Raw genomic sequence first — 13,405 nt, forward strand, 5'->3', positions numbered from 1 at the left:
AGTAACTCGGCATCAAATCTTGAATTCACCCGGGCCTTCCGGTGCTGGATATCGACTTTTTTTGAACCTAGTAGATCTATTTTATGCCGAGACGCATTCTGTAGCTGAATATAATTTCCTTCATATGACCGTTAAAATATTTATCCGTCTGTTCTCGGAAAGAAGCTATATCGCCATCAAGCTCTGTGCTGCCGAGCTTTAGCACGCTCTGCAGACCGCCCTGGCTTAGTGCCAGTCCGACATAACGCTCGGCATTGCACAGTTCGCGATGGTGAAATACAAACTCCCTCGTATATCTGAAGGCTCCGCTAGCCTGTAGATTTTGTAAATGCTCGTTCTTGTTCCGTTTGACGGCTTTCGATTCCTCGACCATCTCTCTTTCCAGAATCTTATCGCATTTATCATACAAGTCCATGTATTGCTTCTCCAATTCCCAACTTAGCATCGGCGGCCAGTCGCAATCGTAGGCAGCAAAAACGCCTCCATCGCGTAGAACACGGTGTACCTCGCGTAATGTACTTACCGGCTCCATCCAATGAAATGACTGCGAACAGGTAATAATGTCAACCGATTCCGACTCCACATTGAGCTGATTGGAATAACCAGGAACAAAAGCGATATCGGAGGCCCCCTCCGAGAAGTGTCTTAGCTTAGCTGAGGCAACGCTTCGCATGTCATCATTAGGCTCTACTCCTATGATCCGCGCCGCCTGCTTATTCCAGATTAGAGTAGACAATCCTGTGCCACAACCTAAATCCATCACGAGTTCTGGCTCTCTCTGCAGGTATCGGGTCAATATCTCAGTAACCATCTCAGGGGCCTCGGGACGATAAGCATCGTACACGTCCGCAAACCCTGAGAACCTCTCAACATTGCTCTGCAAATTTCCTTTTGGGATCTCTGGAACCATTCGATCGCCTCCATGATTTATTTTTTGACAATGGGTTAGATGCTAGCTCTATGTGATTTCGCTAGAACTTGAACTACAACTGCTGCTGCATAATCTCATAGACTTGTAGATTACGATAAATCACCTCAAGCAGCGGGGCTTCAATCTGAAGCTCCTTAGCCAAATCGAGTAAATGACCGTGCAGATGACGTCCCTCGATCGATAGCCCCTTCTCCATATCTCTTAGCATAGATGCTTTCATGGTATAGTCCGTCTTCTCCATCGTGATCATATGCCGAGCAACAATCTCCGAATCCAGTGGCGCCCATGCGCTAACATGATCGTCGCACCCTCTTGGAACACACCACGGATGAACTCATATCCATTCTCGCTATCCCGAATGGGACCTAACGGAGCTCGCATCAAAGTCGTTACACCAGCAATAGTAGCAATATACAAATATTTATGCCAAATATCCTGCTCAATATGAGAACTTCGCACGAACGAAGCCTTCGTTCCGCTCAAGACTTCTTCAATCACACGGATTCTCTCTGTCTCTTTGTTCCCGAACTCTCCGAATCGGACATAGTGCCCCTTGCTCGTCTGAATGATATGACCCTGCTCACTCAAAGTAGTCTCGATGAAGCATAGTCCACCGATCACCTTGTCCAACCCGAACTCCTGCTGCAATAGTGAGATATGAGCCACACCATTCAACAGCGGAAGAATCACCGTCTTCTCTCCTACGAACGACTTCAGATCCTGCATGGCCCCCTCTAAATGGTAAGCCTTTGTTGAGAACAGGATTAAATCAAAAGGTTCCGCTGACTCCTGCGCTGTAATAAGCCGCGGCTTCAATGTGAGATCGCCGTTCACACTGCGGATCACCAATCCCTCCTGCTCAAGCTGATGCTTGCGGTGTTCCCTTACGAGAAAGGTAACATCTTCCCCTTCTCAACTAAACGGCCGCCAAAATAACCGCCGACTCCTCCGGCCCCTAGCACTAATATCCGCATCGATTACTTCATCTCCTGACATAGATATTTTAGAGGTTGTTTAAAAAGTCCAATTTTGATCACGAAGTAACACTGAAAGCTTATTCGACATCGAATCTTGAATTCAGCCGGGCCTTCCGGTGCTCACGTACCCAAAACGTACGCCTCGCTCCTCAGTCCCTAGCTTCATCCAACCTTCTCGGTGCTGAAAACCGGCCTTTTTGAACATGCACTTTCAACAAAATTATACTAGATAAAAGAAAAAGCGAATCCGCCCTTCTTCAAAGAGTGAAATCCGCCTATGCATGACTGCAAAAATTTTGAGTATATTACTTAGCGTGCGTGTTCAAAAACGGACTTTTTGAACTACCTCTTAACGTGCATTGTAGTTGTCATAGACCTTCTGCAGCAATGTTCTAAGCTGCTCCTTCTCTTCCTCGGACAAGCAGCAGGCAAGACTCTGGTTGGATTCATCCAGAATCGAGACCAGTACAGGCTCGAATTCCTTGGCCTCGGTGGTTGGATATAACCGATAGGATCTACGGTCGTTATCGTCTACGATCCTCTCGACATAGCCCGCATCCTCCAATTGCTTGATACAACGGGTCGTAGTAGCCTTATCAAACTTCACTTCACAAGTAAGCTGATCCTGATTCAAACCGGGATTCATCAGAATCGTCTTCAAGTAGCTGTGGTGTCCGCCACCACCTATATTATAATCTCTCAATTTGTTGGCTAGTTCCTTCTGATGGATTCGGTTGATAAATGATATCAGCTTGCCGATTGAGTTCATGACTATCCTTGCCCTTCTATATCAGAAATTTGTACATATCTAAAATTTTATCGCACTTTAGTTGCAGCTGCAACTAAAGTGGAGTACACTTTGAATGTGCCATTTAGTTGTATATGCAACAAATTTATATTGCAATGATAAAGTGAGGTCATCAACATGAGTTCAAATCCAGAAATGGTCAGAAAAACGTATCAGGATGATCCTGCCGTACAGAAAAAACGCTGGTTAATTCTGATTGTCATTAATCTGTTCACCTTCATGTCCACACTGGACGGAAGCATCGTCAATATCGCCCTGCCCGTGATATCGAAGCAGCTTGATTTGCCGGTAGCTCAGACACAATGGGTAGTCACCAGCTACTTAATGATGATCTGTGCAGCGATCCTGTTCTTCGGCAAGCTTGGAGATATCGTCGGCAAAATAAAAATATTCAAGCTAGGCATGATCATCTTCACGATCGGGTCACTGTTCTGCGGATTAAGCCATAGCTTGACCACCTTGATTGCCTCGCGTCTCATACAGGCCCTAGGTGCCTCAATGACGATGGCGAATAATCAGGGGATTGTAACAGATATTTTCCCGCCCCAGGAACGTGGCAAGGCGCTCGGGTTCATCGGAACCTTCGTATCGCTTGGTAGCATCGCCGGCCCAAGTCTTGGCGGCATTATCATTTCCAGCCTAGGTTGGGAATATATATTCTGGGTGAATGTCCCGATCGGGATCATCGCCTTTATCGTTGGTGCCAAGACGTTACCACAGGATATTACGAAGCTGCGAGTGAAGATCGACAGGTCAGGTAACCTGTTGTTCACCCTGTTTATACTTGCCCTATTCTCCGGTCTATTACTTGGACAACAAGTTGGCTATGGAGATTACCGTATCATAACCGCATTAGTCGTGTCAGTAGTTGTGTTTATCGCCTTTTTGTGGGTGCAAATGCACAAGCAGGAGCCGCTGCTTCAGCTATCGCTCTTTAAGAATCCGTTGTTCACGTTAAGTATTCTGTGCGGATTTCTCGTGTTCGTTGCGAACTTCTGCTACAACATTATCGCACCATTCTATGCACAGAGCATTCTTAATCTGTCTCCGTCTCAAGCCGGATTCCTGCTGATGATCTTCCCGATTGTCATGGTCATCATCGCCCCGCTTAGCGGTTCTCTGTCGGATAAGATTGGCTCAGAGCTGTTAACCTTCATCGGCCTGATCGTGATGGTTATCGCTCAATTCGGTCTAGCTTCACTGCACGGCGGCAGCCATATTGCTCTCGTCGCGGTATGGATTGCTATGCTCGGGCTTGGCAGCGGGATATTCCAATCCCCGAACAATTCGCTTGTCATGTCCAAGGTACCGCGGACACAGCTTGGGATTGCTGGTAGCATCAACGGCCTGATCCGCAATATTGGAATGGTCGTGGGGATCACGGTAGCAACCACTACCTTATTCAGTGTGATGAGCCACAAAGCAGGTTACCGTGTTACCGGTTTGATTCCAGACCGCCCAGACATCTTCCTGAGCGGAATGCATGTCGTCTTCCAGACATCGGCGACGATCTGCCTTGTAGCCGCTCTGTTGACCGGCTGGCGGCTCTGGTCTTCGAGACGGTCGCTGCGAAATGAACCTGTCCGGTCGAATTAACGGTACGGTTAGCCCCATATGTGGATTGAGCTGGCTTGCGGATAGTGGTGTGTGAACTCGGTAGATTGATCCTCGTTTTTCGCATATTACGCCTGACAAATATAAATACCTGCAAAAATGCAGTTATTTCACCTGGAATAAGCCCGATTTCAAAAAAACATAGAAAAAACCTGCATTTTTGGTCATACCCCTGTCAAGTAGACATATAAAAAAAGCTAAGCTGCTAGCGCGCACCGGTACTCAATCGGTGCGCGTTGTTTCAATTTGGCTTGAAAACGGTGATAGTTGTAGAAATAAATATAATCTTCTACTGCTTGCTGAATTTCTGCTCCTGATCTACACTGTTTAATATACAGCTTCTCTGTTTTGAGATGCGAAAAGAAGGATTCGATGCATGCGTTATCCAGGCAGGTTGCTTTGCGAGAGTGGCTGCCTTTAACGCCGAGTGCTTCTAATTGCGTGTTGTATGCCTGAGACGTGTATTGGAAGCCCTGATCCGAATGGAGCACGGCTTCCGAAACGTCTCTTTTCTTTGCCCATTCTTTTACTGTATCTAGTACGAGTTCAACATCGTTACGTTCTGACAAATTCCAGGCGACAATCTCGTTGTTAAATAAATCTTGGATGACGGATAAATAATAAAATTTCTTTCCGTCGGAAATATAGGTAATGTCAGTGACCATTTTTTGCTGCGGTGCTGTAGCATGGAATTGGCGCTTTAAGCGATTGGGATAGACAACAGAAGGCGTATAATTGGACTGTTTTCGCTTTCTCCGTATCACCGATTGGATCGATAATTCACTCATGATCCTCGATACTTTTTTATGATTCACCTTGTAACCGGCTTCCCATAAGGCGGTCATCATGCGCGGGTAGCCAAACTCTGGGTGTGCAAAATGGATAGCCATCATATGTTCTTTAATTCCATGATCCTTGTCTCGCCTTGCCTCACGCTCAGGGTTTGTGGCTCGCCATTTGTAATAACTGGCTCTTGGTATTCCTGCAATGGTTAGCAAACGTGTAATGCCGTGAGAGCCGCGTAGTTCTTCCACTATTTTATAGTTCTCTTGCTGGCTGGGGCTTCTCCTTTACTAGATTTGGATACCGCTTTTTTAAATAATCTACCTGTGCTTTCAGGTAATCTCGCTCTTCTTCGACACTTCCAAACGACGTACGTGGACGTCCCTTCAGTGGATTTACTTCACCTTTACTCTTACCAAGTGACTCACCGTTTTTCCACTTCTTCACCCAAACCTTTAGCTGCGAACAATTACGAATTCCCTCTCGTTCGGCCACTACCTTGTAACTTGCAGAGCCTTTCAAATAAGCTTGGACTGCCTTTAATTTGAATTCTTCAGTATATGTGTTGAATGTTTGTCCCTTTCTAGCCATAAAATATCCCCTCCAAGTGTCACTCCAACCTCCATCTTAACATGGAGGTTTTTTTGAGTGTCTACTTGAAGGGGATAATACCATTTTGCAGGTTTTTTCTTTAAATCAGCGTTCTATGGCCTAAAAAGATGCACTTTTGCAGTTTCCGTTGCCTGACACTAATCTCTAGCCTCATTTTCTGCCCTCGATCTATGACATCAAACTCTAGCCCCATTTTCTGACCTCGACTATAATCTCAGGCTCTGGCAACTCAGCACGCCACACTTCCCACCTAGCCTAACTTCTCCACTATACTCTTGTATCACGTAACCCAATTCCACCTTCACCTTACTCCTCATCCAAGCTAACAGGGATGTGAATTACTGAGCACGCTCATTTATTTTTCCTTTCATCATTGAAATGAAAGCATACAATTCATACTGCTCCTGCTCCTTCTGGCCGTATGCACGAACCTGCACGTTCCCTGCGGCAATCTCCGCATCGCCAACGATGAGCATATAAGGAATTTTCTGCAGCTGTGCCTCTCGGATTCTATAACCCAGCTTCTCATCGCGCGAGTCCACATCGACCCGAATTCCAGCATCTTTCAAGCGTTCACGCAATTCGTTGGCGTAAGCGGCATGAACCTCGGCTACAGGAATAACTACTGCTTGCACAGGTGCCAGCCAAATCGGAAAGGCCCCTGCATAATGCTCAATCAATATACCGAGAAAACGGTCGATAGAGCCGTAAATCGCGCGATGCACGACGACTGGAGTCTGCTTATTATTCTGCTCATCCACATAGGAGAGCCCGAACTTCTCCGGCATTTGAAAATCCAGTTGGATTGTGCCACACTGGTGGCTGCGATTGAGAGCATCCTTGATATGAAAATCAATCTTCGGCCCGTAGAAGGCCCCGTCCTCCGGATTCAAACTATATTTCAGTCCCGATACTTCAAGCACCTTCAGTAGCGCCGCTTCCGCTGCCTCCCACTGTTCATCGCTGCCCATTGAATCTAGAGGCCTAGTCGACAGTTCTAACGAATACTCGAAACCGAAAATTCCGTAGATCTCCTTGATCAGATCGATCGTATGCATAATCTCCGCCTCAATCTGTTCCGGCGCCACAAAGATATGAGCATCGTCCTGACAGAAAGTCCTTACCCGGAACAGGCCATTTAGCGCCCCGCTAAACTCATGACGATGAACTTGACCGAACTCGGCATAACGGATCGGCAGATCTCTATAAGAATGCAGGCTGTTCTTGAACATCAGCATATGCCCTGGGCAGTTCATCGGCTTAACAGCAAAATGATGATGATCTAGTTCAGAGAAATACATATTGTCGCGATAGTGATCCCAATGCCCGGATTGCTCCCACATATGGCGGTCCATCATGAACGGTGTACGAACCTCCTCATATCCATACTTCAGCAAGAACTCCCGTGACAAGCTCTCTAGTTCATTGCGCAGAACAGTACCCTTGGGCAGATAGAACGGCATGCCGGGAGCCTCATCCGCGAACATAAACAATTGAAGCTGCTTGCCGAGCTTACGGTGATCCCGTTTCTGAGCCTCTTCCTGCCACTTCAGATATTCATCTAGCTCCCGTTTACTTGCAAATGCTACCCCATAAATGCGCTGCAGCATCGGCTTCTGGCTATCCCCCTGCCAATAAGCCCCGGACACATTCAATAGCTTGAAGAATGGCTTGGATCGGAGCAAATCCCGTGCAACACTCTGGGCTAATTCCTCACCATGCTCACCCGAGTCCGCTGCACAGCCTCCTGGAAGAATATCCATATAGCCTCCCTGCTCAAAAATAACAACAGGCTCATCTATAGCTCCTTCTTTGAGCCACTCTACCTTCCAATGCTCTCCCTTCGCCTCGAACAGTTGAATCGCCTCGACACGGGAGCAATGGCGACAATTCGCAGGTTCTTCCTGAGCAACAATCTGCTTCATGCCTTGTTCAATCTCTGCTACATCCTCCTCAGTAATTGGGCTCGCAGCGTCAAAATCATAGTAGAAACCTTGTGGAGTATCCGCGAACATCCCCAGTCTTACACCTTGAATCCTGTGCTGTACGGCTCTCGCCATCAGCATTGCAGCATATCTTCTTCCTAATACCTGCTTCGAAATTGGACTACACATTTCAATATCACTCCTAAAAATTTATTGTTATATGAACAAAAGAGCCCGCTGTCCGCATAGGGACGAGCGCGCTCGTGGTTCCACCCATATTCAATCCGCTAACAGCTTACCTTTAGCGAATCCTTATGATTTCTGTAACGGGAATTCCCGGCAATCCTTACACTCATACTGCTGTTTTGCACCGGCACTCTGCTTCCAATACAAGAGTTGCATTGGGTTATGTTGCTCGGTCGATCGCAAGCATGATTTCAAAATCGCAGCTACAAGGCGGTAAATTCTTACTTCCTCCATAGGGGCTTTCAGCCTGGACCCCATTCTCTGGCATGGTATCTATAAGCACTCTTGTCCTTGATCATCGCTTATATGAAAATAAAAAGCGCTCTGTCCGCAAAGGGACGAGCGCGCTCGTGGTTCCACCCAAGTTCAATCCGCTAACAGCTTACCTTTAGCGAATCCTTATGATTTCTGTAACGGGAATTCCCGGCAATCCTTAAACTCATGCTGCTTCAGTCAATCCGATCGCAAGCATGATTTCAAAATTGCAGCTACAAGGCGGTAAATTCTACTTCCTCCATAGGGGCTTCCAGCCTAGGCCCCATTCTCTGACATGGTATCTATAAGCATTCTTGTCCTTGATCATCGCTTGTATGAAAATAAAAAAGCGCTCTGTCCGCAAAGGGACGAGCGCGCTCGTGGTTCCACCCAAGTTCAATCCGCTAACAGCTTACCTTTAGCGAATCCTTATGATTTCTGTAACGGGAATTCCCGGCAATCCTTACACTCATGCCACTTCAGTCGATCGACCTCATGCATGATTTCAAAATCGCAGCTACAAGGCGGTAAATTCTTACTTCCTCCATAGGGGCTTTCAGCCGGGACCCCATTCTCTGACATGGTATCTATAAGCATTCTTGTCCTTGATTCAAGCTTTTGTGATACAACAATACTAAGCAACACAGCCGGAAATGTCAACAGCTACTTAGCCTATCTTTTCATAACGAATAGCATACGTCGTATCATTAGCAGGATTGAATTGAATATACACATTCACTCCAAACTCGTTGCCATCTTTTGTTCTGATCCACAGTTTGAATTTCTCTTCGACCTTGTCGGATGCCAAATATGAACGGCCTACATGCAAATAATCTATAATATCCGCCTGATAGTGACGCTGAGTCTCTTTGACAGCGATTGTCCCCCATTTAGCGTATTCCGGAACTGCCGCGCTCACTGGGGTAAGAAGAGAAAACAACAAGGCGATCGAAGCTAACATAGTCCCAGTTAATCTTACCATTGGTCTCAAACTAGCATCTCCCCTTTATCATTTATGATTCCTAGTTTTAGAGTGCCTTAACTCCTGTAGCGTTATTCCCACAAAAATGATCGTAGCTGGAACGCACAGCCTGTCATAACGGACAACACGGACGCTTAGAAGGGGAATTTCGAAAATTATGAAATCTTCCGGACATGTTTGCATTAACGCACCTATTTTCTTAGGATACTATATTGGATAAAAATTCTTCTGAATAAAATGAACTTTTTCCGCCCCTGATGACTCTTATAAGTAGAGAGGTGAAGGCATGAATGTGGCTCGATTGGTGAAAAGAGCAAAAAAGAACAATAAAGAAGCACTAATGCAATTAATTATGGCAGAACGAGATGCCTATTACCGGCTTGCTCTCACCTATATGGGAAATGACCATGATGCGATGGATGCCATGGAGGATATGATCGTTGCTGTATACGAGAAAATTGACCAACTCAAGAAGGAAGAAGCCTTCTATAGCTGGAGTAAGACGATTCTGGCCAATTGCTGTAAAGGGTTGCTACATAAGCGAAATAAAGTAGTACTGATAGACGATTGGGATAGAGGTCATGCTCATAGGAACGAAAACGAGCCCATTTATACGAAAGATGCTCCAGATACTTCCAAGGCAGATCCTTCCCCATTGAGTAGTCTTGCCTTGCTGGGAGCGCGCGCTTCGATAGGCGGTCTGGCTCCAGCCGATGATCCTTACCGTCACAGCGATCAACAAATGGACATCAATACAATGCTGCTCAACTTAAATGAGCAACAGAAAGAAGCCATACAGTTAAAATATTTACATGATCTTGACTACCAGATGATCGCTGACATCACGCATGTATCGATCGGTACTGTTAAATCAAGAATCTTTCAGGGATTGAAGAAGCTGAGAGAGCACTTCGGAGGTGATGTTAATGAATAACATAGAGAAGCAGCTTGCTGAAGAAAAGATGCGTATGGAGTCCATTACAGCACCAGAAGAATTAGAGACGAGATTGAGGACCGCGCTGAATGCCGTCCCGCCGAAAAGAACAAAACGAATCTCCCCGGTCTGGAAAATCGCAGCAGTTGTTGTGCTGGTAATAGCGATATGTGGAAATAACTATAATGCGTTTGCCTATTATGGTAAGCAGCTATTCGGATTCGACGAGCTGATGGAGGATAATCTGAAACAGCTCAATGACAAAGGCATGGGACAAATCATTGAGAAGAAGACTACTCTGATCGACGGTACGGAGTTTGTGATCGATGGCATAATGACAGATGCTACCCAACTGATCATGTATTACACCTTATCCAATCCGCACGGATTTGATCAGAATGACGATCCGATCAGACTATATCGAATCAGCGGCTTCTGGACCAACTCCTTTGCGGCAAGCGGAACATCAATCATGAATGAGAAGCATACTGAGATTAAGGGTACGATGACCTTTGACAGTGTGAGTCCGTTCGCCAAGAAATTAACTTTGCATTATAGCCAACCAGTTTCTTCAAATGGCCAAATGTCGGATGACATGATTTCTTTTCCATACAATCCGAATCAAGCGCTTCAAACGCAACTCAGGCAATCGATCAACAAGACGCTTAAAGTCGATAAAGGCTCTCTGACATTCCAGTCGATTACCGCTACGCCTACGCAAACCGTTATCAAAGGAACGATGCAGGTGGACAATTATGATCGGGTCTCTAACGTACTGGACGGAATCGAGCTAAGAGCCAATGGAATTGTAATTCCGATCAAAGGCTACGGGTCAGGTTCTTCATTAGGAGGTAAGAAATTTGATCTTCGCTATGATGCGTTGCCGGAAAAGGTGCAAACCTTAGAACTGGTGATGAAGCAATTTGTAGGGTATCAATCTCTGGACAAGAAGCTGTCTCTTGAGACGATAAGTGCTGAACCGTTCAAAATGGACGGCAAGGACTTGTGGATTAAGGACGTATCCATCACCGCCGAGAATGTCGAGATTACAATTGCCACAGAAGATGATGTCATGCTGGATGGTGTATCTATTGAGACTCAAGGCGAAAATACGCCATTACAAACGACGGTTAGGCAAGATCTCATTAAGCAGGCCGATGGAACGATTCTAAAGGAACGTACCCTGCTCTTTGATACGAAGAATAAGCCCGAATACCTGCTAATCAAAGGAATGCACTATATGAAAACCTACAATAAAGTGATTAAGATCCCTGTTAAATAAACGATATAGCTAATTAAATAGTAGAGCGAGCCGATGAATCGGCCCGCTCTTTTGTATCCCTTCATTTAGCCTAACCAAGTAATACAGCCTGCTCTCCCTCTTCTCCCGATCCCACAGCTCTTGAAAATATAGACTATGTTGGAGCAAGTATTCGAAGGTGCCATCATCTACAACGGCACCGTCCCTTACTAACAGAATCCGGTCCACATGCCTTACAAAATCAAGCCGATGGGCAATAATGAGCAGCGTCTTCTCCTTGAACATATCCAGAATTGTATCCATAATCTTATGTTCGGTAATATTATCAAGAGCCGAGACGGGCTCATCGAGTATGACTAACTCTCTTTGTTGGGCCATGATTCTGGCAAAGGCGAGGCGCTGTCTTTCCCCACCGGATAGCTTGATTCCTTTTTCACCGACCATCGTATTAAGCCGTTCCGGAAGACTGAGTACTTTGTCTTTCAGAAACACCTGATCCAGCAACTCGTAAATCTGCTCATCAGACATTTCCTGATCGAATGCGATATTGCCGCGGATCGTCGTATCGAAGATCGGTGCATCCTGAGGAATGTACGATACATGATCATATAAACTGTTCAGCTTGATCCGGTCGATATCCAGCCCGTCGACGAGTATGCTGCCCGACTTCTTCTTAGTAGCCCCAGCATTAATTTGACGAGCGTAGATTTGCCGCTGCCGCTTAAACCGACGATGGCGACGGAAGTTCCTTGCCGTATATTAAATGTGACCTGATCCAGCAACCTCGTATTTCCGTAATCGAAAGACACATCCTTGAACTCAATCTGCGCGGATAACTTTCCTACTTCCACACCGTAATTTAAATTAATATCTTCTGGCGCATTTATGAACTGCTCGAGGCGTGTATACGCCACCCGATTCAGCTTGTAATCCACGTAAACCACGTTAAATATCGCAACGGGTGTATACACTTGATCGATGAACATGATCAATGCAACAATTACCCCGATAGAAGTACTGCCGGCCAAAATTTGCTTGAACCCGAACACTAAAACTGCTATTTTCAGTAAATTGACGATAATTGCAAATATAGTAAAAAACGCCTCATGAATCATTCTGATCCGGCAGTTCTTGGCCACAATATCCCCAGCCGTAACGGTCAGTCTCTCAATTTCCTTGTCATAGCGTTTATTCAACCGAAATACGACCAACTCCATAAACCCGCGGACCGAATACTTGGCCATCTTCTCCTGGCTTTCCAGTAGCGAGGACTTAATCCGATACAACATTCGCAGCAATAAATTGGTCACCAGGAAGATAACGATATAGCCCACTGCAATAACCAACATGATTTTCACATTATAAAAACTAATGAACAGCAGGCTGAATAAAATCGTCGGCAGTAGATTATGAAATATTTCTAGGTAAAAAGAATAAATAATGCTACTCCCGGCGGAGGCACCGTTCTCGATCACCTTAATCATTTGCCCAGTTCCTATGTTCTGATAGGCGGTGTAATCCATTTTCGAGACCTTCGTAAGGGCCATGATCTTCAGCTTCTCAAATATGCCGTTAGACAAATACACCTGCGGATATTCGATCAGATAATTCAAGACAGTTACGCTTAGTAAAATGCAGCCATACAGTAAAATTAACCGCAGTACTTCATTCAAACTATGGAATAGAACCGCTTGGTCGATCAGTTCTTGAAATAATCGGATTCCATAGGCATTCAGAAATTGGACCAAACACCCCATCATGATATATATCAATATCGTCCGTTTAAATAGAGAAAAACACTTTTTTAACAACTTAACCTACCTCCAATGAGTCCAAAAAAGCCAAGGAAACCAGCTTCAGCAAGCAGAAGAAGGTAAGCAATGTCTACTGACATCCCTTTACCCGTTCCATTCACTATAGCTATGGTGTCCTTGGCTTAATTTAAAAGTATGACAATCTAAAGACACCGTTCAAAGTTTCTAGTCTTCATGGGATCAAAAGGGCGCAGAACCCCCTTGATAGCTGGTACGCGTGTTACCCAGCCCGAGAACTAGTTACTTCGAACGATACGGGTTGC

General features: G+C 45.5%; 9 protein-coding genes and 2 pseudogenes. 3 read left to right on the plus strand and 8 right to left on the minus strand.

Going from position 1 to position 13,405, the window contains the following annotated elements; genetic code table 11:
- Positions 1–76: 76 nt before the first annotated feature.
- From RE628_RS24870 to RE628_RS24880, 3 genes and pseudogenes are all read right to left on the minus strand, one after another.
- Complete coding sequence (locus tag RE628_RS24870; RefSeq protein ID WP_309155872.1) at positions 77–910, minus strand: class I SAM-dependent methyltransferase; 834 nt, start codon at positions 908–910, stop codon at positions 77–79.
- Between the two features lie 73 nt (positions 911–983).
- Positions 984–1,905, minus strand: a pseudogene (locus tag RE628_RS24875) (ketopantoate reductase family protein).
- 352 nt (positions 1,906–2,257) lie between these two features.
- Positions 2,258–2,677: a MarR family winged helix-turn-helix transcriptional regulator gene (locus RE628_RS24880; protein WP_309155873.1), complete on the minus strand. Its 420-nt coding sequence runs from the start codon at positions 2,675–2,677 to the stop codon at positions 2,258–2,260.
- Positions 2,678–2,833: 156 nt separating this feature from the next.
- Here RE628_RS24880 and RE628_RS24885 point away from each other — a divergent pair, with 156 nt between their 5' ends.
- Positions 2,834–4,312 (plus strand): MFS transporter, encoded by a 1,479-nt coding sequence (locus RE628_RS24885; RefSeq protein ID WP_309155875.1) that lies wholly within the window; start codon positions 2,834–2,836, stop codon positions 4,310–4,312.
- A gap of 215 nt (positions 4,313–4,527) precedes the next feature.
- Here RE628_RS24885 and RE628_RS24890 read toward each other — a convergent pair whose 3' ends face one another.
- The 4 genes from RE628_RS24890 to RE628_RS24900 all read right to left on the minus strand — a co-directional run bounded on the left by RE628_RS24890 (position 4,528) and on the right by RE628_RS24900 (position 9,133).
- Positions 4,528–5,364 (minus strand): IS3 family transposase, encoded by an 837-nt coding sequence (locus RE628_RS24890; RefSeq protein WP_375143007.1) that lies wholly within the window; start codon positions 5,362–5,364, stop codon positions 4,528–4,530.
- 4 nt (positions 5,365–5,368) lie between these two features.
- Positions 5,369–5,704 carry a transposase gene (locus tag RE628_RS29865; protein ID WP_375142944.1) on the minus strand — a complete coding sequence of 112 codons (336 nt, stop codon included), beginning with the start codon at positions 5,702–5,704 and terminating at the stop codon, positions 5,369–5,371.
- A gap of 359 nt (positions 5,705–6,063) precedes the next feature.
- The gene (gene thrS / locus RE628_RS24895) at positions 6,064–7,839 is read right to left on the minus strand and encodes a threonine--tRNA ligase (protein ID WP_309155876.1); all 1,776 of its coding nucleotides are present in this window, start codon (positions 7,837–7,839) and stop codon (positions 6,064–6,066) included.
- 979 nt (positions 7,840–8,818) lie between these two features.
- Positions 8,819–9,133, minus strand: a complete 315-nt coding sequence (locus RE628_RS24900) for a DUF3889 domain-containing protein (protein ID WP_309159565.1) — start codon at positions 9,131–9,133, stop codon at positions 8,819–8,821.
- 286 nt (positions 9,134–9,419) lie between these two features.
- On the opposite strand from RE628_RS24900, the gene RE628_RS24905 reads away from it, so the two are divergent.
- The gene (locus RE628_RS24905; protein ID WP_309155878.1) at positions 9,420–10,067 is read left to right on the plus strand and encodes a sigma-70 family RNA polymerase sigma factor; all 648 of its coding nucleotides are present in this window, start codon (positions 9,420–9,422) and stop codon (positions 10,065–10,067) included.
- Complete coding sequence (locus RE628_RS24910; RefSeq protein ID WP_309155880.1) at positions 10,060–11,349, plus strand: DUF4179 domain-containing protein; 1,290 nt, start codon at positions 10,060–10,062, stop codon at positions 11,347–11,349. The genes RE628_RS24905 and RE628_RS24910 overlap by 8 nt, the downstream gene beginning before the upstream one ends.
- Before the next feature lie 9 nt (positions 11,350–11,358).
- Here RE628_RS24910 and RE628_RS24920 read toward each other — a convergent pair.
- A pseudogene (locus RE628_RS24920) lies at positions 11,359–13,088 on the minus strand (ABC transporter ATP-binding protein).
- Between the last annotated feature and the right edge of the window lie 317 nt (positions 13,089–13,405).

The organism is Paenibacillus sp. D2_2 (assembly GCF_031199965.1).
GTDB lineage: Bacteria > Bacillota > Bacilli > Paenibacillales > Paenibacillaceae > Fontibacillus.